General features: G+C 68.1%; 15 protein-coding genes. 9 read left to right on the forward strand and 6 right to left on the reverse strand.

Going from position 1 to position 25,818, the window contains the following annotated elements:
- Nucleotides 1-492 (forward strand): sodium/proton-translocating pyrophosphatase (locus tag IT182_04405; GenBank protein ID MCC6162575.1); only part of this gene is annotated, 492 nt, incomplete at its 5' end.
- A gap of 1 nt (nucleotide 493) precedes the next feature.
- On the opposite strand, the gene IT182_04410 is transcribed toward IT182_04405, so the two are convergent.
- Nucleotides 494-2,842 (reverse strand): response regulator, encoded by a 2,349-nt coding sequence (locus tag IT182_04410; protein MCC6162576.1) that lies wholly within the window; start codon nucleotides 2,840-2,842, stop codon nucleotides 494-496.
- 139 nt (nucleotides 2,843-2,981) lie between these two features.
- Nucleotides 2,982-4,217 (reverse strand): argininosuccinate synthase, encoded by a 1,236-nt coding sequence (locus tag IT182_04415; GenBank protein ID MCC6162577.1) that lies wholly within the window; start codon nucleotides 4,215-4,217, stop codon nucleotides 2,982-2,984.
- A gap of 281 nt (nucleotides 4,218-4,498) precedes the next feature.
- Here IT182_04415 and IT182_04420 point away from each other — a divergent pair, with 281 nt between their 5' ends.
- The 3 genes from IT182_04420 to IT182_04430 all read left to right on the forward strand — a co-directional run bounded on the left by IT182_04420 (nucleotide 4,499) and on the right by IT182_04430 (nucleotide 8,649).
- Nucleotides 4,499-6,526: a response regulator gene (locus IT182_04420; GenBank protein MCC6162578.1), complete on the forward strand. Its 2,028-nt coding sequence runs from the start codon at nucleotides 4,499-4,501 to the stop codon at nucleotides 6,524-6,526.
- Nucleotides 6,527-6,704: 178 nt separating this feature from the next.
- Complete coding sequence (locus IT182_04425) at nucleotides 6,705-7,607, forward strand: polyphosphate kinase 2 family protein (GenBank protein ID MCC6162579.1); 903 nt, start codon at nucleotides 6,705-6,707, stop codon at nucleotides 7,605-7,607.
- A gap of 1 nt (nucleotide 7,608) precedes the next feature.
- Nucleotides 7,609-8,649 carry a hypothetical protein gene (locus IT182_04430; protein ID MCC6162580.1) on the forward strand — a complete coding sequence of 347 codons (1,041 nt, stop codon included), beginning with the start codon at nucleotides 7,609-7,611 and terminating at the stop codon, nucleotides 8,647-8,649.
- 1 nt (nucleotide 8,650) lies between these two features.
- Here IT182_04430 and IT182_04435 read toward each other — a convergent pair whose 3' ends face one another.
- A complete protein-coding gene (locus IT182_04435; protein ID MCC6162581.1) occupies nucleotides 8,651-9,451 on the reverse strand; it encodes a hypothetical protein in 801 nt (266 codons plus the stop codon).
- Nucleotides 9,452-9,501: 50 nt separating this feature from the next.
- Here IT182_04435 and IT182_04440 point away from each other — a divergent pair, with 50 nt between their 5' ends.
- Nucleotides 9,502-11,301 (forward strand): c-type cytochrome, encoded by a 1,800-nt coding sequence (locus tag IT182_04440; GenBank protein ID MCC6162582.1) that lies wholly within the window; start codon nucleotides 9,502-9,504, stop codon nucleotides 11,299-11,301.
- A 19-nt stretch (nucleotides 11,302-11,320) separates the two neighbouring features.
- Nucleotides 11,321-12,802: an aminopeptidase P N-terminal domain-containing protein gene (locus IT182_04445; protein ID MCC6162583.1), complete on the forward strand. Its 1,482-nt coding sequence runs from the start codon at nucleotides 11,321-11,323 to the stop codon at nucleotides 12,800-12,802.
- 60 nt (nucleotides 12,803-12,862) lie between these two features.
- Here IT182_04445 and IT182_04450 read toward each other — a convergent pair whose 3' ends face one another.
- Both IT182_04450 and IT182_04455 read right to left on the reverse strand, forming a co-directional pair.
- Nucleotides 12,863-13,897, reverse strand: a complete 1,035-nt coding sequence (locus tag IT182_04450) for a hypothetical protein (GenBank protein ID MCC6162584.1) — start codon at nucleotides 13,895-13,897, stop codon at nucleotides 12,863-12,865.
- Nucleotides 13,898-13,900: 3 nt separating this feature from the next.
- A complete protein-coding gene (locus IT182_04455; protein ID MCC6162585.1) occupies nucleotides 13,901-16,168 on the reverse strand; it encodes a TonB-dependent hemoglobin/transferrin/lactoferrin family receptor in 2,268 nt (755 codons plus the stop codon).
- Nucleotides 16,169-16,548: 380 nt separating this feature from the next.
- Here IT182_04455 and IT182_04460 point away from each other — a divergent pair, with 380 nt between their 5' ends.
- Complete coding sequence (locus IT182_04460; GenBank protein ID MCC6162586.1) at nucleotides 16,549-18,837, forward strand: DPP IV N-terminal domain-containing protein; 2,289 nt, start codon at nucleotides 16,549-16,551, stop codon at nucleotides 18,835-18,837.
- 21 nt (nucleotides 18,838-18,858) lie between these two features.
- Here IT182_04460 and IT182_04465 read toward each other — a convergent pair whose 3' ends face one another.
- Nucleotides 18,859-20,919, reverse strand: a complete 2,061-nt coding sequence (locus IT182_04465) for a M13 family metallopeptidase (protein ID MCC6162587.1) — start codon at nucleotides 20,917-20,919, stop codon at nucleotides 18,859-18,861.
- A 343-nt stretch (nucleotides 20,920-21,262) separates the two neighbouring features.
- Here IT182_04465 and IT182_04470 point away from each other — a divergent pair, with 343 nt between their 5' ends.
- Both IT182_04470 and IT182_04475 read left to right on the forward strand, forming a co-directional pair.
- Entirely contained in the window at nucleotides 21,263-21,415 is a 153-nt protein-coding gene (locus tag IT182_04470; protein MCC6162588.1) for a hypothetical protein, read from the forward strand.
- A gap of 71 nt (nucleotides 21,416-21,486) precedes the next feature.
- A complete protein-coding gene (locus tag IT182_04475; GenBank protein ID MCC6162589.1) occupies nucleotides 21,487-25,818 on the forward strand; it encodes an SBBP repeat-containing protein in 4,332 nt (1,443 codons plus the stop codon).

Consider the following 25,818-nt stretch of genomic DNA (forward strand, 5'->3'; position numbering starts at 1 on the left):
AGCCGGAAGGTCGTGGGGATCTGCAAGCAGTACGCGCAGAAGGGGATGTTCAACATCTTCCTCGGCGTGTTCTTCGGCACGCTCGCGTTCGCGTTCTACGAGCCGTTCTTCTTCATCGGCTATCTCGTGTCGATTGCGCTCTTCGGGCTGTACCAGGCGATCTTCATGGCCAACGCCGGTGGGGCGTGGGACAACGCCAAGAAGATCGTGGAGACCGAACTCAAGGCGAAGGGCACGCCGCTGCACGACGCGACGGTGGTGGGCGACACCGTCGGCGATCCGTTCAAGGACACCTCGTCTGTCGCGATGAACCCCGTGATCAAGTTCACCACGTTGTTCGGCCTGCTGGCGGTCGAACTGGCGGTGAGCATGAAGGGCGCCGACTACGCACACACGCCGGCCACGCTCGCGCTCACGGCAGCGTTCCTCGTCGTGTCGGTGTACTTCGTCTACAGGTCGTTCTACGGGATGCAGATCTCGAAGAAGGCGTAAATCAGTGCACCAGCGCGTCGACGGTGGGAGCCGTTGACGCGCCCGGTCCGGCGCCGTCCATCCGGCGCCCGTAGCGTTCGAGCATCGCGCGCAGGTCGTCGAAACGCAGGGGCTTGGGCAGGTAGTCGTCCATGCCCGCGTCGATGCAGCGCTGCCTGTCGCCTTCCATGGCGTTGGCCGTGAGCGCCACGATCAGCGTGCGCGCCGCGCCGCGCTCCTCACGCTCGCGGATGAGCGCGGTGGCCTGGTATCCATCGCACTCGGGCATCTGGCAGTCCATCAGCACGATGTCGTACGGCAGCCGCCCGAGCGCCTCGACCACCTCGAGGCCGTTGGTCACGGCGTCGACGCGATGTCCGAGTTTCTCCAGCATGCGCACGGCCACGCGCTGGTTCACGGCGTTGTCCTCGGCCAGCAGGAGGCGCAGGCGCCTGACCGCCGCCCCGGCGCGTTCCGTCGTGCTCGTCGTGCCTGATGCGGCCGCGGCGGCACCCGCACCCGGCGACACGGGCGCCGACTGCAGGGACAGGGCGCGCGTGAGGGCCTGCAGGAGGTACCGCTTGCGCACCGGCTTGGTCACCAGGCCGTTGAAGCCGTGGGCGAGCGCTTCGTCGAGTGCGCCCGGCGTCACGACAGACGACGACAGCAGCAGGGGGAGCGCCCCTGTCGTCGCGCGCGCGCGCACCAGGCCGCCCAGCGTGTAGCCGTCGATGCCGGGCATCTGCTGATCGACGATCGCGAAGTCGAACCCCTGTCCCGTGGCGTCGGCCGCATCGAGGGCCGCCATCGCACCCTGGGGCGTCGAGACGCACGTCACGTCCACGCCCCAGGCCGTGAGCAGGCAGCGGAATACGTGGAGACTGATTTCGTGGTCGTCGACGCAGAGCGCGCGCCTGCCGCGCAGTTGCGCGGTCGTCACCTCGTCGCCGTTGCCCCCCACGTGCTCCACGCGCACCGTGAACCAGAACGTGCTGCCATGGCCGGGCACGCTGCGGATGCCGACCTCTCCACCCATCGCTTCAGCCAGGTGCCGGCTGATCGCAAGGCCGAGGCCGGTGCCGCCGTACTTGCGCGTGGTCGATGCATCGGCCTGCGTGAACGGCTGGAACAATCGCTGCTGCACGTGCGTGGGGACGCCGACGCCCGTGTCTGTCACTTCGAACCGGATCCTGGACGGGAAGCCCACTGTCTCGTCCACCGAGACGTGGACGCTCACCGACCCGTGGGCGGTGAACTTCACGGCGTTGCCGAGCAGGTTCAGCAGCACCTGCCTGATGCGGCCCGGATCGCCCTTGACCATCTGCGGCACGTCCGGCGCCGCGAAGCAGCCGCACTCGAGGCCCTTCTTCCTCGCGCTCTCGGCCACGAGATCGAGGGCGTCCTCGACCATCGCGCGCATGTCGAAGTCGACGGTCTCCAGCGCGAGCTTGCCCGCCTCGACCTTCGAGAAGTCGAGGATGTCGTTGACGATCGTCAGCAGGTGCTCGGCCGACGCCCTGACGGCCTCGCCGTATTCGCGTTGCTCGGCGCCGAGCGGCGTGTCGAGCAGCAGGCCCGTCATGCCGATGATGCCGTTCATCGGCGTCCGGATCTCGTGACTCATCGTCGCGAGGAAGCCGCTCTTGGCGGCGGTGGCGGCCAGCGCCGTATCGCGCGCCTCCGCCAGTTCCACGGCGTGTGTCTCCAGTTCCGCGAGGTAGCGTCCCCGGTCGGCTTCGGCCACGGCTTCGACGGTGTTGTCCTGCACGAAGGACCACACCATCGGCGCGCCGCTGGCGTCGCGCATCAGCGTGCCCGTGAGCAGGACCGGCAGTTCCGTGCCGTCGCGCGCGAGCAGGTGCGTCCGGAGCGGACCGAACGATCCGCGCGCCTTCATCTCGTCGCGCTGCGCGCGCAGCACGTCCTTGTCGAGCAACAGATCGCCCGGCTCCATCGACGAGAGTTCCTCGGAGGAGTAGCCGAGCATCGCCAGGAGCGCGGGGTTGACGTGCTCGATGGCGCGGTCCGCACGCGAGAGCATCAGACCGAGCGGCGAGGTCAGGAACAGGCCGCGAAACTGCACCTCCGACGCCATCAACTGGTCGCGCACCATCGCCAGCGCCTTGAGCGATGCCTGCAGCGAGGCGTTGCTCGTGGTCAGGGCCTCTGCGTGTTCGCGACTGGTGGCGTAGACGCGCGTCGCCAGCCCCGCCACGCCCGCCAGCAGCAGGCCGGGGACCAGGACCAGGATCGGCAGTCCGTCCACGTGGCTGGCCTGCTGCGAACCGAGGGCCGTGGCAAAGGCGATGGTGCACGCGGCGAGGACCACCGTGATCGTGGCCGGGACCCAGCGCCGCCACGTCGTGTGCATGCGCCGCAGGTACACCGCCAGCTTCGCGGCGGGGAGTGCCAGAGGGACACGGTCGGAAGAAAGGGAGTCGGCGGGCACGAGGCGTCTGCGGAGCGACTGTGGTCGTCCTCCGCAGACATCGGCCGGATTGCCCGCGGCTTTACCGCGACTGCTGGCGGAGGCCCCTGACTTTCATCGGCAGGCCGAACAGGTCGATGAACCCGCGGGCGGCCGTGATGTCGTAGTCGGCCATGGCGAAGCTCGCCAGGCTCGTGTCGTAGAGCGACTGCGGCGACGTGGCGCTCACGGCCGTGGCGCGGCCCTTGTACAGCTTCACGCGCACCTGGCCGGTGACGACCTGGTTGGCATGGTCCACGAACGCCTGCAGGGCCTCGCGCAGCGGATGGAACCACTGGCCGTAGTACACCAGTTCGCCGTACTTCAGGGCGATGCGCTGCTTCTCGTGATAGAGCTCGCGTTCGAGGCAGATCTGTTCGAGCGCCTTGTGGGCCTCGTAGAGAATCGTGCCACCCGGGGTCTCGTAGACGCCGCGGCTCTTCATCCCCACGAGCCGGTTCTCCACCAGCGTCACCTGGCCCACGCCATGACGTCCGCCGATCTCGTTCAGCAGGGCGATGAGGGCGTGTCCCTTGCCCTGGAACCGCTTCTTGTTGACGGCGACAGGCACGCCGGCCTCGAAGTCGATGGTGACGTACTCGGCGCGATTGGGGGCCCTGGACGGCGGCACCGAGATCGCGTACACGCGGTCGTTGGGCTCCGAGGCGGGATCCTCGATCTCGGCACCCTCGTGGCTGATGTGCCACAGGTTGCGATCCTGCGAGTAGATCTTCTTCTTGGTCTGGGCGATCGGGATGCCGTGCTTGCGCGCGTAGTCGATGGCCGTCTCGCGATCGGTGAGCCCATCGTCGAGGAACTGCTGATCCTTCCAGGGCGAGACGATCTTCAGCGTCGGATCGAGCGCCTGATAGGTGAGTTCGAAGCGGACCTGATCGTTGCCCTTGCCCGTCGCACCATGCCCGACGGCGTCGGCACCCACCTTCTGTGCGTACAGCACCTGGTGCTTCGCGATGAGCGGACGCGCGATACTCGTGCCGAGCAGGTAGTCCTGCTCGTACGTGGCGTGGGCGCGCAGCATCGGGAAGCAATACTCTTCGGCGAATTCCTTGCGCAGATCCTTGACGAGGACGGCGTCGGCGCCGCTCTGGCGCGCCTTCGTCTCGATGGCTTTCAGCTCATCCCCCTGACCGAGCTCGGCGGCGAAGGCGTAGAGCTTGACGCCGGGATACCGCGACTTGAGCCACGGCAGGATGACGGACGTGTCGAGGCCGCCGGAATAGGCGAGCACGATCTTCTTGGGCGATGACGCAGCACTCATGACCGCCCAGTATAGGGGCAAGTGACGCTCTGCCTCGCCTGTCGCCCTGAACAGATCTGTAATCGACGACTGTCGGGACGAGCGCCATGTCGTGCCTGCACAAGACCTTCGGTGTGGCGACATTTGTCCTGCGCCGGAGCGGCATCGGAGGTACGCGCGACGAGCACTTACGAAATTCGTTCAACTCCAATAAAGTCAAATAGTTACGACGCATCAACAGACGCTTGATTTGCTGCGGGAACTGGTCACAATGGCTGAGTCGGCTCGTGCCGTCAGTCGCCATGTCCTGTGTCCTGATCGTCGACGATGAAGTGGAGAGCCGCACGCGCCTGCGGACGTGGCTGCAGGCGGAGGGCCATGTGGTCACCGAGGCCGCCAACGGCCTCGATGCGCTCGAGCGAGCGCGACAGCACCCGCCCGATCTCGTCGTCTCGGACATCCTGATGCCGCAGATGGACGGCTTCGCGTTGTGCCGCGCCACGCGATCCGAACCGCTTTTCGCTCGCGCGCCGTTCGTCTTCTACACGAGCACGCACACGACGGCGGAGGACGTCGCGCGGGCGACGCGCCTCGGCGCCTCGCGGTTCGTCGTCAAGTCGATGGCCGCCGAGGAGATCATCCGCGCCGTCACCGACGCACTGCGGGAGGACGATGCGGCGCCGCGCGCGCCCGGCGACGGGGGGCTCGGCGAGACCGAGTCGTGGCGCCTCTACAACGAGGCGCTGATCGCGGCGCTGGAGCGTCGCAATCTCGAGTTGATCGACGAGGTGCACTCGTTGAACGGCCTGTTGCGCGTGCTCGATCACGTCCCGTCGCTCGTGAGCGTGACCGACACGTACGGGCGCATCGAGTTCGTGAACAGGCGCTTCGAGGAAGTCACCGGGTATTCGACGGGCGACGTGCGTGGGCAGACGCATGCCGTACTGCGCACGCGTCACACAGACGCCGGCCAGGCCTTCGAGATTCGCGCCGCGCTGCTGACCGGCCAGTCGTGGCGCGGCGAGTTCGAGCACAGGCGCCGCGACGGCTCACCGTTCTTCGAGCGTGCGGTGATCCTGCCCGTGTTCGGCGCGCGTGGCACTGTCATGCACTTCGTCCGCGTGTCGGAGGATGTCACCGAGGAAAAGGCGCGCGCCGTCGCGCGCGCGACCAGCGAGGCGCGTCAACGGCACCAGCGCTTCGAGTCGGCGGGACGGCTGGCTGGCGGCATCGCGCACGACTTCAACGACCTGCTCACCGTGGTGGTCGGTCACGCGCATCTGCTGCTGGGGCAACTGCCGCCGAGCGATCCACTGCGTGAAGACGTCGAGGCCATCCTCGACGCCGCCACGCGCGGCGCCGGCATCACGCAGCAACTCCTCACGTTCGCGCGGCGCGACGTCGTGCACCCGCTCGTACTGGATCCGGCGCACGCGATCGCCGCGCTCGCGCGCACGCTGCAGCGGCTGGCGGGCGACGAGATCAGACTGGGGTTCTCGCTGGGACCCGACATCTGGCCCGTGCTGATCGATCCGGCACCCTTCGACAGGATGATCATCGACCTGGTCACGAACGCGTGCGGGGCGATCCGCGGGAGTGGAGCGGTCGACCTCTCGTTGCGTAACGTATCGCTCACGGGTCCAGACGCCACGTCGCACGGCGGATTGCGCGCGGGCGAGTACGTGGCGTTGCGCGTGAGCGACACGGGAGCGGGAATCCCCGAGTCGGCGCTGCCGCACGTCTTCGAGCCGTTCTTTGCGAGCGATTCGCCGTCGCGTCACACCGGGCTCGGCACGGCGAGCATCGTCGGCGCCGTGGAACAGGCCGGTGGTCATGTCGAAGTGGAGCGCACGGGCGAAGGCGGCACGACGTTCCTCGTCCTGCTGCCGCGCGCGTCCGGCGCGGCCGCCGCCGCGGCGTCGATGGCGCCGGCCGGGGCGCCGGCTGGTGCCATCGACGGTTCGGAGCGCATCCTGCTGGTGGAGGACGAGCCTGCCGTGCTCGAGCTCGTGCGGCGCACGCTGGAGTCGTTCGGGTATACGGTGCTGCACGCGAGCACGCCCGAGCGCGCGATCCGCGCGATGCAGGAGCCTGATGCGCGCGTCGACCTCCTCCTGGCCGACATCGTCATGCCCGGCATGAACGGACGCGAGCTCGCGACGCAGTTGCGCGGGCTGGATCCGGCGCTGCGCGTCCTGTTCATGTCCGGCTACGCCAGCGACGTGGTCACCGAACGCGGCCTGCTGTCGGCCGATGACGCGCTCATCACCAAGCCGTTCAGTCCGACCGCGCTGGCCGCCCGCGTCCGCGACGTCCTGTCGGGGAAGTAGCCCGGTAACCGGCAGCGGGCAACCGAAACGCCACTCGCAGGTAGCCGCCGGATTCCATCCGGCGGACGAGCATCACTGACTGCCGGATGAAGTCCGGCAGCTACGCGGATGGAGCGAACGGATTTGAACCCGTGCGTCCGGCGCACGATCCGCTGCTACCATCGCACGCATGCTGACGATGAAGGAGGCGAGCCGCCTGTTCCGCGTGGAGCCGGGGTCGCGCCTGCGACTGAAGAAGCACGATCCGGCGTGGGCCGGCGATGCGGATCTGAAGCGCCTCGAGCACGACGAACTCAAGGCCACGGCCCGCGCGTTCGTCGAGCAGAACCTCGTGAGGCTGAACGAGGCGCAGGACCGGCTCGCGTCCAACGATGTGTACTCCGTGCTGGTCGTGCTGCAGGCGATCGACGCGGCGGGCAAGGACGGCATGATCAAGCACGTGATGTCGGGCCTGAACCCGCAGGGTTGCCAGGTGTTCAGCTTCAAGCGCCCGTCGGAGGAGGAGCTCGATCACGACTTCCTGTGGCGCTATTGGCGCGCGCTGCCCGAGCGCGGCCGGATCGGCATCTTCAACCGTTCCTACTACGAAGAGACGCTCGTGGTGCGCGTACACCCGGAAGTGCTGGAGCGCCAGCGGCTGCCGCCCGGTCCGCGCGACAGGACGTTCTGGGCCGAGCGCTACGAAGACATCAACGGTTTCGAACGGCACCTCACGCGCAACGGAACGCTCATCCTGAAGTTCTTCCTGCACATTTCGAAGAAGGAGCAGAAGAAGCGCTTCATGGAGCGGCTGGACAACCCGGACAAGCACTGGAAATTCGAGATGGCGGACCTGCGCGAGCGCGCGGTCTGGGACGAGTACCAGCACGCGTTCGAGGACACGCTCACGCAGACGAGTACGCCGTGGGCCCCATGGTGGGTGATTCCCTCGGACAACAAGTGGGTGTCGCGCGCGCTGGTCTCGGCCATCCTGACCAACGCGATCGGTGGCCTGGGCCTGAAGCCCCGCCGCGTGTCGGAGGCGCAGTTGGTGACGCTGCGTGAAGCGCGAACGCGACTCCTGAGCGAACCGGAGGGCTGACGTGCGCGCATACCGACTGTTTGTCGCGTGTCTTGCCGCGACCGTGGCGGCCGGCGTTGCCGCGTCGACGCAGTCGCCGGTGCCCGAAGAGGTCCGGCGCCTGCTCTCGCGCGAGTTCACGTTCACCGACGCCCAGATCGCCGCGGCGCGGAGCGGTCAGCCCGTGGTCGCGTCGATGGCATCGAGCGTCGCTCGCGAGGTTGCCGTCGTGGGGGCGGTTCGCATCGCGGCGCCCGCGTCGCGGATGGTGGCGATGGTGCGTGACATCGAACGGCTGGAGCGTGGCAAGGGGTTTCTGGCGACGCACAAGTTCTCGTCGCCCCCGTCGCTTGCCGACGTGGCGACGCTGCGCCTGCCCGACGGCGACATCGAGGATCTCCGGTCGTGCCGTCCGGGACGCTGTGCCGTGAAGCTGGGGCGGGGCGCCTTCGACGATCTGGCACGCGTGGACTGGCGCGCGCCCAACGCCGCCGAGCAGGTCAACGGGTTCGCACGACGCATGGCCGTGTCCTACGTGGAGCAGTACAAGGCCGACGGCAACAAGGCCCTGGCCGTCTACGTCGACACGCCGGATCCGATCGACATCGCGAAGGAGATCGACGACATGGTCAGGCGGTCGTCGGTGCTCACGTCCACACTGCCCGAGGTGTCGCGCTACCTCCTGGCCTACCCGGCAGGACGGCCGGCGTCGGTGGACGACTTCTTCTACTGGTCGCTGGCCGAGTTCGGCCTGAAGCCCGTCCTGCGCCTGAACCACACGGTCATCCATCCGACGGGCACATCGTCCGGACTGCAGTACGCCATCACGACCAAGCAGCTGTACGCGAGCCACTACTTCCACGCCGCGCTCGACGTGCGCGTGCTCCTCGACGATCCCGAGCAGCCGGGCCGCGCGCACTACCTGATCATGCTCAGCCTCGCGCGCGCCGATGGCCTCACGGGCATCTTCGGCGGCGTCGTGAAGCGCAAGGTCACGAGTGGCGGCGTCGCGGGTGTCCGCGCCACGCTCGCAGCCATGAAGAACAGGGCCGAGGGAAGGTAAGTCAGCGGGCCGGCGTGCAGGGACGCGGACGGAATCCCGGGCGCGCGAAGAGCACGCGCGTGTACACCTCGCTCGTGTCCTCGACCACGCGGTACTCGCCATCGGAGTACGTGCGCCGCGACGCCGGTGCATCAGGCACCTTCGTTTCGTCGAGAACGAGCACCGAGCCGTCGGGCCACGTCACGTACGCCTTGTTGTTCTCGAACGCCACACGAAAGGCATCGGCGCCGCACCGGTACGGCGAGCCGAGTGGGGCGACGGATGGTGCCGGCACCGAGGCGCGCGGCGGTGCCGTCGCCGCACCGGCAGCCGTCGGGTCGACGGCCGTCGTGGCCGGCGCTGCCGGGGGAGTGATGGCGGGCCTGAGCGAGATCTCCGTGGGCCCCCTGGGGCCTGCGATGCGCAACCGGAACGAGTCGGCCGTGAGCGAGAGCACCTCCACTTTCGACGAACCGCCCGTTGCGCCCGAACCGCGGGAGGACGCTGGTCCCTTCTCGGTGATGACCAGACCGCCCAGGTCCTCGGCCCACGTCCCCGTCGCCGTGGTGCCGTTGGCGGCGGCAATCAGCAGCGTGTTGTCGGACAGGAAGATGTAGCGCGTGCCCTCCGGCACGCCGCTGCCGGGCGCCACGATCCAGACGCGATCGACGAAACGATCGACGGCAACGTCACGCCCGGCCGCTGCCACCGGCGGTGGTGATGCCGCGACCCGTCCGTCCTGTGCCGCGAGCGGCGCTGCGGTGATGACGACGACGCAGGCGGGGAGAACCGTCGTGACGAGGCGGTGCGGCATGAAGCGCATGCGCACGATTGTGCTACGGGTGGCGCGCTCTCGACAGGTGTCGAGAGTTTGTGTACAAGTCTCGGCCAGTGTCTGCCATCCGTGGTGCCCTCGTCTCGTTGCTGGCTGTTGCGGCGTTCGGTTGTCGTCCCGCCACCCAACCACCCGACATCCCCCGCAACGGCGGGCTGTTCCTGCCCGATGGCTTTGCCGCCACCGTGTTCCACGACGGCGTGGGGCGGGCGCGTCATCTCGCGGTGACCGATGACGGTGCCGTGTACGTGAAGCTGCGCGGGCCCGTGCAGGGGCAGGCTCCCGCGGACTTCAAGGGCGTGGTCGGACTGCAGGACACGGGAGGCGACGGGCGGGCCGACCAGGTCGAGTACTTCGGGGCGTACGAGGATCGCGGCGACTACGGCACCGCGATGCGTCTCTACGAGGGCTACATCTACTTCACGACGGCCGGCGAGGTGTATCGCCAGAAGCTCGTGCCCGGGCGGCTGGTTCCCGACACGCCCGTCGAACTGGTGATCAAGCACAACTACCGCGAGCAGGTCCGGTCGTACGAACACATCGCCAAGCCGATTGCGTTCGATGAGACCGGCCACCTGTACCTGCCGTTCGGGGCGCCCGGCGACGCGTGCCAGGACCGCAACCGCGAACCGGGGGCACCGGGTGCGATGCCCTGCGGCCAGCTGGAATGGCACGGCGGAGTGTGGCAGTTCGACGCGCGTCGCACGGGCCAGACCGAGAAGGATGGACGCCGCTACGCCACCGGTATCCGCAGCATCGTCGGCATGTCCTGGAATCGGCACGTGCACGATCTCTACGCGCTGCAGCACGGACGCGACGATCTCTATCGATCGTGGTCGCAGTACTACACGCGCTGGCACAGTGCCGTGCTCCCCTCCGAGGAGTTCTTCCGGGTGACCGAAGGATTCGATGGCGGGTGGCCGTACTACTACTTCGACTGGATGCAGGGGAAGAAGCTGCTCAATCCGGAGTACGGGGGCGACGGGAAGAAGGAAGGCGACGGTGCGACGCTCACAAAGCCGCTCATCGGGTTCCCCGGACACTTCGCCCCGAACGACCTGCTGTTCTACGACGGCGACATGTTTCCCGAGCGGTACCGGCACGGCGCGTTCATCGCGTTCCACGGATCCACGATCCGGATGCCCTACTCGCAGGCCGGCTACATCGTCGCGTTCGTGCCGATGCGCGATGGCGTGCCGTCCGGAGAGTGGGAAGTGTTCGCTGACGGGTTCTCGGGCATCGATCCGATTCCCAACACGAGCGACGCCGCGGCGCGGCCCGTAGGGCTCGCGCAGGGACCCGACGGAGCCATCTACGTGAGCGAGAGCGTGAAGGGGAAGATCTGGAAGATCACGTTCGCCGGTTCGCGCGCGTCGTTCGGGCAGACGCAGCTGGCGAAGATGGCAGTGCGCAAGGTCCAGCAGCAGCACATCCGCAACCCCGACGAGCAGAAGGATATCCTCGGCGGCGAGACGACGGCGGCGGGCGCGAAGATCTACCAGACCTATTGCGTCGCATGTCATCAGGGCGACGGCAGAGGAGACGGATCGCGGTTTCCGTCGCTCGCGAGCACGCGCTGGGTGTCGGGCAGTCCGCAGCGGCTCATCTCGATCGTGCTGCACGGCCTGCAGGGACCGATCGAGGTGGAGGGCAAGTCGTTCGACGGCGTGATGCCCGCCAACGCCTTCCTGACCGACGAGCAGGTCGCGCAGTTGCTCACGTACCTGCGCCAGAACTTCGGCAACCACGCGCCGGCGGTCAGCGCCGATGACGTCGCCACCCAGCGCGCCGCCGGCCCATGGACCCCACCCACCCGCCGCCCGCGACCCCCAAGCTAGAAAGCCTGTGAGGACATCGATGACTCGACTCCTGGTCCGTCTCCTGTTCGCCGCGTGCGGAGTCGTGCTGCTGCCGATGCTGGCGATGGCTGGCCCGCTGCAGGACGATCTCGCGGCGCGACGGGCGCGGCTGATGGAGCGGCTCGGGCCCGACGCGCTCGCCATCGTCTGGAGCGCGCCGGCGCGCGTGTACTCGCTGGACGTCGACTACGAGTACCGGCAGGACAGCAACCTGCTGTATCTCACCGGCATCACGCAGCCAGACACGATTCTCGTGCTGGTGCCCGGCGCGAAGACGCGTCGCGAGGTGCTGTTTGTCCGGCAGCCGGATCCGCGGCGCGAGCATCGTGAAGGCCACATCCTCACGCGCGAGGAAGCGACGGCGCAGAGCGGCATCGCGACGGTGTACTACGTCGACGCTTTCGAACCGTTCGTCACCGCGCTCTTCAACAGGCGCGCGTACGGACTGCGGCGTGGCGAGACCACCACGGACTTCGACACGTTCTTCGAGGCGGTCGCCGCCAACCGCGCGACCCTGGCGCTCCCGTTCGGGCCGCGGCCCGCGCCGTCGGCGTCGCTCACCGAGCCGTACACGTTCGCGACACAGGTACGCGATCGCTTCCTCAACGTGGGGTTCGTCGACACCGCGCCGATCATCGCGGACCTGCGGCATGTGAAGACGCCGTACGAGCAGGAGGTGATGACCAGGAGCGGCGCCATCTCGAGCGACGCCCACAGGGCCGGCATGCTTGCCGCGCGGCCAGGCCGCTTCGAGTACGAGGTCGAGGCCGCCATCGAGCACGTCTACCTCGCCAACGGCGCGATGAATCCGGGGTATCCGTCGATCGTTGGCAGCGGCCCGAACGCGACGATCCTCCACTACAACGCGTCGAGCCGGAAGATGGAGCCGGGCGACCTGCTTCTCGTCGACGCGGCGGCCAACTACGACGGCTACACGATCGACATCACGCGCACGTATCCCGTCGACGGTACGTTCACGGAGGCGCAGAAGGACATCTATCGCCTGGTGCTCGATGCGCAGGCTGCCGGCATCGCCGCCGCGCGCATCGGGCAGACGACGGCCGACGTCGAGCGTGCGGCGGAAGAGGTGGTGAAGGCGGGCCTGCTGAGGCTCGGGTTGATCACCGATGCGAGCGGCGATCAGTTCCGCACGTGGTACACGCACGGCATCTGTCACTGGATCGGCATCGACGTGCACGACGTGGGCGACTACCAGCGTCCGCTCGCCGCGGGGATGACGTTCGTGGTGGAGCCTGGCCTCTACATCCGTCCGCAGGCGCTCGACGAACTGCCAGACTCGCCGGAGAACCGCGCGTTCAAGACCGCTGTGCTGCCTGCCGTGCGCAAGTACGCGCAGATCGGGATCCGGATCGAGGACTCGTTCCTGCTCACCGATACGGGCCTCACGCGCCTTTCGGCCACCGTGCCCCGTTCGATCGAGGAAATCGAGGCGCACATGCGAGGCCGCCAGGCGCGGTGAGTGAGCCGCCCGTCGACCTCGCCTTCGCGCCTGCCACGCCGGGGGCGGCAGGCGCGCTCGCTACGGCTTCACGGCGACGGCTTCGATGAGGTCCGAGTTGCCGCCGCGCGATGCGCCGCCGAGGATGAAGATGCGTGAGCCGTCGCTCACCAGTCGATGGACGATGCGCGGTGTGGCCTTCGCGACGGGCTCCCATGCCTTGCCCGCGCGGTCGAGACGATGGAGACCGCCATCGTCGATACTCACGTACAGGCGGCCGTCGACCATCACGGCCGCAGGGCCGAAGCCGCTGCGCTGTCCGCCGGGCAGCATCGGTCCCTCCGACCACGTACCCGTCGCGACGTCGTAGATGGCCAGGCCCTTGTCGATCGCGTTGGCATCATCGAAGCCGCCGACCACGTAGATGCGCTGCGCATCGGCCGCGGCGACGAGCGCGCGCCGCTTGAACGGCTGCGGCACGCTCTTCCACGCGAGCGTCGGCGCGGAGAGGTCGAGCACTTCCATCGTGTCTGGCCACAACGACTCCTGCCCGACACCACGCATGTTCCAGCCACCGACCACGACGAGCCGGTTGCCGGACACGACGACATCGTGCGACGACCGGGGCGCGGGCAGCGGCGGCAGGGCTTCCCATGTGCCACGCGCCGGATCGAATCGCGCAACGGTGTCGAGCGACCAGTTGTCGGCGGGCTGGCCCGCGCGATTGCGCGGCTCCATCCCGCCGACGCGATACACGCGCCCGCCGTGCGCGACGATGTTCATGCCCTGGACGGCGGGGCCCGATGGCAGCGACTCCCATGCCGAGCCATCGGCGACCCTGCGGCGCGCGAACTTCCCTGACACCGCGTCCACCGAGTACGAGTGCGTCGGTACGATGTGCCCGCCGTACACGTAGATCCAGCCGTCGGCCAGCGCGGCGCCGAAGCTCGACGCCGGCTGCGGCATCGTGCCTGCCTGCGCCACGGGTGCGAGTTCGGCAGGCGCGGTCTGTGCGTGCGCGCGGCTGGTCATCCCGGCGATACCGCCGGCGAACGCCAACACGGCCATCGCAACCCGGGCCGGCGCGCGGCCGGCCATCCTCAACGACGTGATCACAGGTCACCACCCATAGGAAAGCGCCACCATGCCGGTGCGGCCGGGGCTGGAGTACCGATCGATCGTCACGTCCGTGGCGCTGCGGCCGCGGACGTTCATCCACTCGAAGTACCGTTGGTTTGCCGCGTTCAGTACCGCCGCGCGCAGCGTCACCGAGCGTCCGAGCGAGAACCAGCCAGACAGGTCGAGGACCTGATAGGCCTCGGGCGCGTACAGCCCGGTGCCGGCGTTGGCCTGATCCTGCGCACCGACGAGCCGCAGCGTGAGGTCGCCGCCCCATCGGCTGCGCATGTCGCCGTACTGGAGTCCGAGCGTCGCCTGATCCGGAGGAATCGTGGACAGCGGCACCTTCGTGCTCGCCGACACGTCGTTCCCGTTGATGCGCGCGTACGCGGCCCTCGCGCGCAGCGTGCGCGTGATTTGCGCGTCGCCCTTCAACTCGACGCCTTCGATGCGCACCTTCGAGACGTTCTGGTACTGGTACTCGAGCAGGCGCGTCACGGGGTTGACGCCGAGCGATTCCTGCTGGATGAAGTCGTCGTAGTGGTTGGAGAAGACCGCCACGCCGACGCTCACCCGTCCGGCAGTCGCGCGGGCGCCCACCTCGAAGCTGTCGCTCGTCTCGGCCCGAAGGTTCGGGTTCGGCTGCGAGGTGTAGCCGCCGGCCAGGTTCGTGAAGCCGCTGTTCACCGCGCTGTACGGCGGCGCGCGGAATCCGCCCGCGTACTGCGCGTACGCGGTGATGGCCTCCGAGACCTTGACCGAGGCGCCGAGGCGCGTGGAGACACGGTCGTCGGAGAAGTCGGCCGCCGCGGGGCTCAGGCTCGCGATGAACACGGGGTCATTGGCGTCGGCGTCGAGCGTGAACCTGTCGTAGCGCACGCCCGGCAGCACCGTGAGGCGACCGAAGCGCACCTCGCCCTGCACGTACGCGCCCGTCTCGCCCACGTCGCTCTTCGGGAAGTACTTGGTCGGAAGGATCAGGTTCGTGACGGGGATCACGGCGCCGGTGGCGGCGTTGAGGTCCAGGCGATCGCGGAGTGTGTCGAACGTGTGGTGTTTGTACGCGCCACCGAACGTGACGAGCAACGGACGTCCGCCCGGCGTGAGTGCCTTGCGGCCCTGCAGCGTGCCGCCGAACGAGTCCTGCGTGTAGTCGAGCGTCGCGCTGCGGTTCATCGCCGGCGTGGGTCCGGCGGCGAGACGGAACTCGTCGACGACCTGGTTGGTGTCGCTCGTCTGCGCGTAGAGACTCCAGCTGAACGTGTTCAGCCCGAAGCGGTCGGTCAGCGCCTGATCCACGGAATAGCGCTGCCGACGCATCTCGTCGGTCGACTCGGTGTTCGGGACGGCGGCGGTTCGCAGGGAGTAGGCGAGTGTCTCCACGCGCGTGTCCACCACCTCCACTGACGCCCGAAGCTGGTTGCCGTCGCCGAATGTCGCCACGACCTTGCCGAGCGCCTGCGCGCCGTCGCGATCCTGCGGGTTGAGCCTGGTGCGCGTGGCGTCCTGCGACGCGACGCTGCCGCGATTGCGCGGTTCGTGCCCGGACGCGTAGCTGCTGAAGAGCGACGCCTGCACGCGCCGGCTGCCGCCGGCGACAACGAGGTTGCCGCTCGTGTCCTTCGCGCGGCCGTCGTACAGGACCTTCGCGCCGAGGTGCAGGCGCTGGCCTGCGAGGTAGTCGGCGGGATCCTTCGTGAAGAAGGACACCACGCCGCCGAGCGCGTCGCTGCCGTACATCGACGACCCCGCGCTGCGGACGATCTCCGCGGACTTGAGCGTGTCGAGGTCGAGCCCGAACTGGTGGACGTTGAACGGCCCGAAGTCGAACTGCTCGGTGGTCTCGATGCCGTCGATCTGCGTCATCACGCGATTGCCGCCGATGCCGCGGATATTGAAGCCGTTCAGGCCGATGCGCGTGAGGTTCGACTCGATGTAGACGCCCGGCTCGAACTTGACGAGGTCTGCCGTGTTCTCGATCAGCCCGCGCGCGATGGCGTCGGCGTCGATCACCGACACGGTGCCCGGCACGTCCTTCACGACCGCTGGACTCATCGTCGCGGTCACCGTCACGTCGTTGAAGAATTGCGGTGGCTTGTCGGGTTGCGGGGCGGACGTCGCGTCGGGCTTGGCATCCTGCGCGTCCTGCGCGGTCGATGCGGGCTGTTGCGACTGCGCGGTGCAGATGGACGCCGAAAGCAGGAGGGCGCCGAGTGGGCCGGCGCCACACCAGGCGGTGCGGCGAAGGGGGCGGAACAGGGGTATCACGGCATGAACTCCAGTTGCACGCCGTGAAGCACGCCCGCTAAGCTACTCGGCGGTCGGACGTACCCCATGCGCGCAGCGTACGGGACGGGTTCCTCAGCAGGATCCGGATGCGTTCGATCAGCCCGTCGGGTGTTCCAGCACTCGACGGGCACCTTTGTGCGAGGGGCAATCATGCGACCCCGTCGCAACACCGAACGAGCGTAGAGCCGGAAATACGACCTGTCAAGTCTGATTTGGCGAGCAGACCGCAAGCCCTCGTGCCCGGGCTCGGAGACTCGGCCCTACCGGCTGCCCGTAAGCCGGTCTTGCTAGACTTCCGGGCCATGACGATGGGCCTTCGTATGGCACCGCTGTTTGTTGTCCTGGTGACTGCCGCGACCATGCCGGTGCGGCTCGAGGCGCAACCCGTTGCGGCGCAGGCGGCACCCGCCGCACTCACCACCGACGACTACGCGCGTGCCGAGTCGTTCCTGGCCGACACCCTGACTCCGCTCGTGGTGGGCGGCACCGTCGAGGCGACGTGGCTCCCCGGCGACAGGTTCACGTACCGCAGCACGACGGCCACCGGCGTGGAGTTCCTGCTCGTCGATCCAGCCGCGCGCACGCGCACCCGCCTCTTCGATCACGACAAGCTCGCGGCCGCCCTCACGACTGCATCGGGCGTGAAGGCGGACCCGGCGCGGCTCCCGTTCCGCGCAGCGACGCTGTCTGTCGACGGACGCGCCGTCTCGTTCGACATGGGTGGCAAGCGCTACACGTGCGACGTGGCCGGTGAGGCGTGCGCATCGACGAATCCACCGCTGTTCGACCCCGACGCGGTCCTCTCGCCCGACGGCGCGAAGGCGGTCTTCATCAGGGACTGGAACCTGTGGGTGCGCGACGTCGCGTCGAGGGCGGAGCGCCAGCTCACGACCGATGGCGAGCCGCACTTCGGCTACGCCACCGACAACGCCGGCTGGCGCCGGAGCCATCGCCCCGTGGTGCTCTGGTCGCCCGACTCGCGCAAGGTCGCCACCTTCCAGCAGGACGAGCGGAAGGTGGGCCAGATGTATCTCGTCGACACGCGCGCCGGTCATCCGGTGCTCGATGCGTGGAAGTATCCGCTGCCGGGCGACGAGCATGTCGCCATGCTGCACCGCGTCGCGATCGACGTGGAGTCTGCCGCCGTCGTGCGATTCAGGATGGCGCCCGACTACCACCGCGCGATGCTCGGAGACGATGTGTCGCTCAATGACATGTCATGGAGTCCGGACGCGACGCGCTTCGCGTTCGTGTCGACGGGACGCGATCACAAGACAGCGACGGTGCGCGTGGCAGACGCGGCGACAGGCGACGTGCGGACGCTCTTCGAGGAAGAAGAGAAGACCCACTTCGAGGCGCCTGCCGGCTGGCGCGTGTTGTGGGCGTCCAACGAGATCATCTGGAACTCGCAGCGCGACGACTGGAGCCACCTCTATCTTTACGACCTCACGACGGGTGCGCTGAAACACCGGATCACGTCGGGGCCCGGCCCCGTGATGCGCATCCTGAAGGTCGACGAGCGTGCGCGTACGGTGACGTTTGCCGCCAACGGGCGCGAGCCTGGGCAGGATCCGTACTTCTCGCACGTCTACCGCATCGGCCTCGACGGCAAGGGGTACGTCGCCCTTACGCCGGGCGACGCGCACCACGCGGTGCAACTCGCACCGTCTGGCGCCTTCGCGATCGTCACCGCGTCAACGCCGGAGCGTGCGCCCGAGGTGGTCGTGCGCGACGCGACGGGTGCGCTCGTGATGCCGCTGGAGAAGGCCGACGTCTCGAAGCTGCTTGCGACGGGTTGGCAGCCGCCGATGCGGGTCACGATGAAGGGACGCGACGGGAAGACCGACGTGTACGGGTTCCTCTATCGGCCGCTGCGGTTCGATCCGTCGAAGAAGTACCCGATCATCAACTACGCCTATCCCGGTCCGCAGTCGGGCAGCGTGGGCAGCCGCGCGTTCTCGGTGGCGCGTCGCGACAACCAGGCCCTCGCCGAACTCGGGTTCATCGTCGTCGCGATCGACGGCATGGGCACGCCCGGTCGCTCGAAGTCCTTCCACGACACGTACTACGGCGCGATGGGGCGCGACAACACGCTGCCCGATCAGGTGGCGGGGATGAAGGATCTCGCGGCGCGCTTCCCGTGGATCGACATCGATCGCGCGGCAATGTGGGGGCACTCGGGCGGCGGGTTCATCACCGCCGACGCGATGTTCCGCCATCCCGACTTCTTCAAGGTCGGCATCGCGGAGTCGGGCAACCACGACCAGCGCGTGTACGAAGACGACTGGGGCGAGCGCTATCAGGGGCTGCTGCGCAAGGGTGACAAGGGCGCGCCCGACAGTTACGCCGCGGAAGCGAACCAGACCGTGGCGAAGAACCTGAAGGGCAAGCTGCTGCTGATCCACGGCATGATGGACGACAACGTCCCGCCCCAGAACACGTACCTGGTGATGGAGGCGCTCATCAAGGCCAACAAGGACTTCGACCTGCTGCTGCTCCCCGGCCAGCGCCACGGGTATGGCGCCGACGGCGCGTACGTGATGCGCCGCCGGTGGGACTACTTCGTCCGCCACCTGCTCGGCGCGGAACCGCCCAAGGAGTACCGGATGAAGCCGCAGGGGGCGCCGATGCGCCCACCCGCGAGTTGAAGGCCTGCGGTGCGCGAGGGCTTACCAGATGCGCACGCGTTCGTCGACGGGCAGGAAGAGCTTGTCGCCAGACTCGACCTTGAACGCCGCGTACCACTCGTCCATGTTGCGCACGACGCCGTTGGTGCGGAACTCGGGCATCGAGTGCGGATCGGTCACCAGTCGCTGACGCGTGTCGTCCTCGCGCCCCAGCGATCGCCACACCTGACCCCACGCCAGGAAGAACCGCTGGTCGCCCGTGAAGCCGTCGATCACCGGCGCATCCTTGCCGTCGAGTGACAGTGTGTACGCCGTGTACGCCATCGTCAGGCCCCCCAGGTCGCCGATGTTCTCGCCCATCGTGAGCTGGCCGTTGATGCAGCCGTTCGGCACGGGGCAGTACTTGCCGTACTGCTCGCCGAGCCGCGCGGTTGCCGCACGGAAGCGCGCGTCGGTCTCCGGCGTCCACCAGTTGCGCGTGCGGCCCGCCTCGTCGAACGAGCGACCCTGATCGTCGAAGCCATGTCCGATCTCGTGGCCGATCACGCCGCCGATGGCGCCGTAGTTCACCGCCGCGTCTGCGTGCACGTCGAAGAACGGCGGCTGAAGGATCGCGGCAGGGAACGTGATCTGGTTCATCAGCGGGTTGTAGCTCGCGTTCACGGTCTGCGGGTTCATGTGCCATTCGTCGCGATCGACGGGCTCGCCGAGCCGCTTCACCTGGCGTTCCCACTCGAACGTCCGCGCGTTGACGATGTTCTCGAAATGCTTGCCGGCTTCGATGCGCATGGCGGAATAGTCGCGCCACTTGTTCGGGTAGCCGATGCGTGCCTCGAACGTGGCGAGCTTCTTCAGTGCCTCGGCGCGCGTGGCGTCGTCCATCCACGTCAGCGTCTTCAGGCGGCCTTCGAGGGCCTTCTGCAGGTTGGCGACGAGCGCTTCCATGCGCGCCTTGTTCTCGGGCGGGAAGAAACGTGCGACGTAGACCTGGCCGACGCCTTCGCCGATCTGCTGGTCGAGCAGCGTCATGCCGCGCTTCCAGCGATCGCGCTTGGCCTGGACGCCGCGCAGCGTCTTGCCGAAGAACTCGAAACTCGCATCGTCGAACGCCCTGGGCAGGTGCGTGGCGTTGTCTGACGCGATGTGGAAGGCGAGGTACTTCTTCCAGGCGTCGACGGGTTCCTTGCCGACGAGCGCCGCGCCGTCGCGCACGGAGGTGTCTCCGTACGCGACGATGGCCTCGGGCCTCGCGGGCAAGCCGAGTCCCGGCAGGAACGTCTCCCATGCGATGCCGGGCGCGTACTTGACGAAGTCGGCGAACGGCATCGGCTTGATCGCCTTGCTCACGTCGCGGAGGGCCGCCTGCGCCCAGTGCCCGCGCGCGATGCGCGTTTCGAGTGCGATCACCGTATCGGCCGACGTCGCCGGCGCCGGATCGCCCAGCAGTTCGAAGATGCGCGTGACGTACGTCTTGTACGCGGCGCGGTAACGCTCGAACGACGCGTCCTTGCCGAGGTAGTAGTCGCGATCGGGCATGCCCAGTCCGCCCTGGATGGCCCAGATCGCGTACTTCGTTGGATCGCGCGGGTCGGCGTCGATGCCCAGGCCGAACGGCGCGTTGAAGTCCGGGGTCGCCATCAGGGCGAGCACCCCTGCGGTGTCCGTCACGGCGGCTATGCGGTCCAGGTACGGCTGCAGCGGTGCGAGGCCGCGTGCCTCGATGCCGGCTTCGTCCATCCAGCTCGAGTACATGTCGGCGACCTTGGCGGCCGTCGTGCCGGCGGCGGGCTTGTCCGCGGCGAGACCTTCGACCACGGTCCTGACGTCGGCTTCCGACTTGTCGGCCAGCGCGTCGAACGCGCCGTAGCGCGCCTTGTCGGCCGGAATCTCGAACGTCGAGAGCCACTTGCCGTTGACGTAGCGGAAGAAGTCGTCGCCCGGCTTCACTGCCGGGTCCATGTGGCCGGTGTCGATACCGAACGCGCCGAGCGCTGCCGTCGCGGCCTCGGTGGGCGCGGCAGGTGTCGTGGACGAACTGCTGCCTGAGCAACCGCCAACGAGCACGGCCAGTGCCGATACTGCGAGAAGTCGGAGTGAACGCATGCTCACAGCATACGACCGGATCGACGGGTCAGTGCGCGAGCTGTGATGCGTGCAGCACCAGCGAAGGGAGGAGTCGCTCGAATCGGGGGGCGAACGGCTGCGCAGTTGGCGCGCGCCCGACGTAGAACGCTCATCGCGCGGACACACACCGACTTGGCGCAGCGCGTACCCCGCATGGACGCCATGGGGCGGCTCGTGGCGATGCAGACCGACGACCGGGATCTGACAGACGCCTGGATTCGCGACGCGCTGCTGTGGAGCGTGTCCGGCATGATCGACAACGTGAACACCGCCGTCTGAAGCGTGGTGGACTATCTCCTCGGCCACGATGCCCAACGGCGGGATGCGACCGACGCCGCACGCCGCGGTGACATCGCTCGCGGTGTCGGCCATCCTGATGCTGCCCGGCCTGCGCCGATCGCGCCGCGTCGCCGGTCGTCTCCGCACGGCCGGGGCCTTCCCGAAGACCTTCGTCGTCGACTTCGACCGCCACTGACCGAGCGGCGCGTCAGGGTGCGTGTCACCTTTTGACCGCGCGTCCCGCTACATGAGTAGGCCCATCCCAGGATGCTCATGCCCACACTCACGCGCGCACTGGTCCTCGGTTCGACACTCACCTTCGCGACCGCTCTGCCTCTGGCTGCAGACGACGGGCGCACAGTCCCTGGCCATCCGCGGCTCGGCAGGCAGGAATACGGCCGATTGCCGCTCCAGTTCGAGCCGTCGCCGGACGCGACACCGGCCGACCGGCGCTTCGTCGCGCGCGGAGCCGGCTACCTGGTGGCGCTCGCGCCCGACGGCGCGCGCCTCGACGTCACGCACGAGGGAGCCGTCGCCGCGTCGGTCCGCTTGCAGGTGGATGGCGGCCGGCTGTCGGCGCCGGTGCCCGAGGCGCGGACAGGCGTGACGCACTACTACGTGGGTGCGTCGTCGTCGGACTGGCGCACGAACGTTCCGACGTACGGGCGTGTTCGCTATCGGGCTGTCTACCCCGGCATCGATCTCGTGTACTACGGCAACCAGAGACGCCTCGAATACGACTTCGAGATCGCGCCAGGCGCCGACTGGCGTGCAGTGGGCGTGACGTTCGCCGGTGCGGATCGCGTGCGCGTGGACGGCACGACGGGCGAGCTCGTGCTCGACGTCGGCGGGCGCGAAGTCCGCCAGCCGAAGCCTTTCAGCTACCAGGGCTCTCGCAACGCACCGGACGTCGTCGAGTCGCGCTACGTCGTCCAAGGGCGCGTGGTGCGGTTCGACGTGGGAGCCTACGACGCCACGCGTCCGCTCGTGATCGATCCGGTGATCGTCTACTCGACGTTCCTCGGTGGTACCGGCGACGACACGGCGTACGGCGTGGCCGTCGACGCGACGGGGGCGGCGTACATCGTGGGAGAGACAGGTTCGGCGAACTTCCCGCAGTCGTCGACACACACTGGCGCGGCTGCCGGCGGCACCGACGTCTTCGTCGCGAAGCTGACACCGGCCGGCGATGGGCTCGCCTACACGACGTTCCTCGGAGGCTCGAGCAGCGAGCAGGGGAGGGCGATCGTGCTCGACGCGGACCGCAATGCGTACATCACCGGCCATGCCGGCCCCGGCTTCCCGACAACGACGGGCGTGGTACAGCCGGCGCATGCCACGGGCGCGGGGAGGGACGCGTTCGTCGCCAAGCTTTCACCAACGGGGACACTGGTCTATTCCACGTATCTCGGCGGGGAAGACGGCGCGGCCGAGCAGGCCAATGACATCGCCGTGCGGCCCGATGGCAGCGTCGTTGTCGTGGGCGCCACGCGGTCGCGCAACTTCCCGATGAGCAATGCGCTCTATCCGACCAACAACGGGTACTACTCGGACACGGCGCTCGCGTTCGTGAGCCGCCTCAATCCGGCGGGCACGCAGCTCGTGTTCTCGACGTATCTGGGCGTCCGGTCCGGGAGTTCGGCCCGTGGGGTCGCTCTCGACGGCACGGGGGCGATCGTGGTTGCCGGGTACGCGGGCGGCATTCCGACGGGCACGGAGGTCGTGATGGACTTCCCCGTGAAGGATCCGCTCAGGCCCGGGTACTACGGCGGTCCGTTCGTCACAAAGCTCGCCGCCGACGGTTCCGCACTCGTCTTCTCGACCGTCATCGGCGATGCCACCGGCGGCTTCGGCGGATCGGCGGAGGACGTGGCTGTCGACGCCGACGGTGCCATCTACATCACCGGCGCGACAAGTGGCGGAACGGTCGGCGGCACACCGCTGTCGTCCATCCCGACGGTGAGCGCGTTCCAGAGCGACCCCTTGGGCAGGCTCGACGCGTTCGTCATGAAGATCGATGCGAAGGGCGAGAAGCTGGTCTACTCCACGTACCTGGGGGGCGGCGGCAGCACGTTCGACAGCGGCAACGAGGTCGGCCGTGCGATCGCCGTGGATGGCACGGGTCGCGCGTACGTCATCGGCTATTCCAGCTCGGAGGACTACCCGCTGGTACACCCGCTGCAGCTCGGCACCCAGGCCGGTCCCTGGGACGCGTTCGTCACGCGGCTCGACACGTCGGGGTGTGCGATCGGCTACTCGACGCTGTTCGGCGGTGGCAACACCGACGATGCGTTCGGCCTGGCGGTGGATGCGGCGGAGAACGTGTACGTGGTCGGCGACACGGCGTCGGGAGATTTCCCGCTGGTCTCGCCCTTCCAGGCGGCGCACCGCGGTGGTGCCGCCAGGAACTTCGGTGGACGCGAGAGCGACGCGTTCATCATGAAGCTCGCGCCTGTCTCGACCCAGCAGCCGTTCTCGCGCTGCGACGTCGAGGGGGGCACGCAGGTCAAACCCCTGCCCCCGACCGGCGTGACAGGCAATCCGCCCGTCTACAGGTTCTTCGACCAGAGTGCGCTCTGGTTCGATCCGCCGATCGCCACCGGCTACAAGTACACGATGACGGGGTCGGCCTTGTTCACGGCGGTCCTCGACTTTCCGACCGATATCGACGCCGACAATCGCTTCACGATCTCGGTCGAGGGCGTGGTACTCGGCGAGTTCGGTCCGAGCCAGCCGGTGCGCTTCAGCCACTACGCGTCGCAACTCGGCGTCCTGCTGGTGAACGGTGTCGGCGTGAAGAACTTCAACGTCTCCGGCATCGCGCCGGCACTCGAAACAGAGGACCCGCTTGCGTTCCCGATCCAGCTCGAGTTCGATGTGGCGCGCGCCGGCTTCACGATGGAGGCGACGACGGACCCGGTGCCCGTCACGCCGTCGGTGCTCACCTTCGCACGTGCGTCACAGCGCGTCATCCGCCGTGCCGGCCAGACAGTGCTCACCGTGACGCGTGGAGGCGACACCACGTCGGCCGTGGCGGTGAACTATGCCACCGCCGCTGGTACGGCGACGGCGGGCAGCGACTTCACGGCGAGCAGTGGCACCGTCAGCTTCGCGGCGGGTCAGACGTCCACCACCATCAGCGTGCCCGTTGGCGCAGGCAGCGGGAACGCGTCACTCGAAGCGTTCACCGTGACGCTGTCGTCTCCGACGGGCGGCAGCACGCTCGGCGCCATCCCGACGGCCACCGTCGAACTGCTCGCCGACAACCTGCTTCACACGCAGTACTTCGCGGAAGGCGCCACCGGATCCTTCTTCGACACGCGGATCGCGCTCCTCAATCCGACAGGAGTTCCGGCCGAAGTGCTGTTCTCGTTCCAGCGTGCCGACGCCGTGGTGATCAGGTCGACGATGACGCTGGCGGCCGGTGCGCGCGCGACGGTGCGGCCGGCGACTATCGCGGGCCTCGAGACAGCGGAGTTTTCGACGCGCATCGACTCGGAGCAGCCCATCGTGGCTGACCGCACCATGTTCTGGGACAAGAACGGGTACGGATCGCATGCGGAAACGGCGGTGCCCGCTCCGGCCGCGACGTGGTACTTCGCCGAGGGCGCGACGTTCGGCGCGTTCGACCTGTTCTACCTGCTGCACAACCCCGGCGACACCGCGTCGACGGTGGAGGTCACCTACCTTCTGCCGGCCCCTGCCGCCCCTGTCGTGAAGACGTACACGGTGGACCCGGGGACGCGGTTCACGATCTGGGCGGACACGGAGGATCCACGCCTTGCGGCGGCCGACATGGGCGCGACGATGCGCGTGATTGCGGGCAGCCCGATCATCGCCGAGCGATCGATGTATCGGAGTACCAGCGGGATGCCGTTCGCCGCGGGTCACAACAGCGCGGGCGTGACGGCACCGGCGACCTCGTGGTTCCTCGCCGAAGGCGCCACCGGACCGTACTTCGATCTCTTCATCCTGCTGGCCAACTCTGGCATGACGGACGCCAACGTCGACGTGCGGTATCTGCTGCCGGACGGCAGCGTGATCCAGCGCAGTCACGTGGTGGCCGCGCAGAGTCGCAGCAACATCTGGGTCGACAAGGAGGATCCGCGCCTGGCGGACGCGGCTGTCTCTACCATCATCGAATCCACCAACGCGGTGCCCATCGTCGTGGATCGCGCGATGTGGTGGCCGGGCGCGGGGTCCACGTGGTTCGAGGCGCACGCAAGCGCCGGCGCGACGGACGTCGGGACGGCGTGGGCGTTGGCGGAGGGCGAGGTTGGTGGTGCCGCCAACGTGGCGACGTACATCCTGCTGGCCAACACGTCGGCCTTCGATGGTTCGGTCCGCGTGACGCTGCGCTTCGAAGACGGTTCGAGCGCGACAAAGGCGTTCCCCGTGACAGCAACGAGCCGCTTCAACGTGGACGTGAAGCACGAGTTCCCCACGAGCGTGGGCAAGCGCTTCGGCGCGATCATCGAGAGTCTTGGATCCACGCCGGCACAACTCGTTGTCGAACGCGCCCTGTACAGCGACGCCGGCGGCGTGAAGTGGGCCGCCGGAAGCAATTCGCTGGGAACGCGTCTGATGATTCCGCAGTAA

It is taken from the genome of Acidobacteriota bacterium, from assembly GCA_020845575.1.
GTDB lineage: Bacteria > Acidobacteriota > Vicinamibacteria > Vicinamibacterales > Vicinamibacteraceae > Luteitalea.

Bases quoted from the DNA above. Each gene is read 5' to 3' on its own strand.
- IT182_04410 (MCC6162576.1), bottom strand. From the start codon at position 2,842: ATGCACACGACGTGGCGGCGCTGGGTCCCGGCCACGATCACGGTGGTC.
- IT182_04415 (MCC6162577.1), bottom strand. From the start codon at position 4,217: ATGAGTGCTGCGTCATCGCCCAAGAAGATCGTGCTCGCCTATTCCGGC.
- IT182_04420 (MCC6162578.1), top strand. From the start codon at position 4,499: ATGTCCTGTGTCCTGATCGTCGACGATGAAGTGGAGAGCCGCACGCGC.
- IT182_04425 (MCC6162579.1), top strand. From the start codon at position 6,705: ATGAAGGAGGCGAGCCGCCTGTTCCGCGTGGAGCCGGGGTCGCGCCTG.
- IT182_04435 (MCC6162581.1), bottom strand. From the start codon at position 9,451: ATGCGCTTCATGCCGCACCGCCTCGTCACGACGGTTCTCCCCGCCTGC.
- IT182_04445 (MCC6162583.1), top strand. From the start codon at position 11,321: ATGACTCGACTCCTGGTCCGTCTCCTGTTCGCCGCGTGCGGAGTCGTG.
- IT182_04460 (MCC6162586.1), top strand. From the start codon at position 16,549: ATGCCGGTGCGGCTCGAGGCGCAACCCGTTGCGGCGCAGGCGGCACCC.
- IT182_04465 (MCC6162587.1), bottom strand. From the start codon at position 20,919: ATGCGTTCACTCCGACTTCTCGCAGTATCGGCACTGGCCGTGCTCGTT.
- IT182_04470 (MCC6162588.1), top strand. From the start codon at position 21,263: ATGCGACCGACGCCGCACGCCGCGGTGACATCGCTCGCGGTGTCGGCC.
- IT182_04475 (MCC6162589.1), top strand. From the start codon at position 21,487: ATGCTCATGCCCACACTCACGCGCGCACTGGTCCTCGGTTCGACACTC.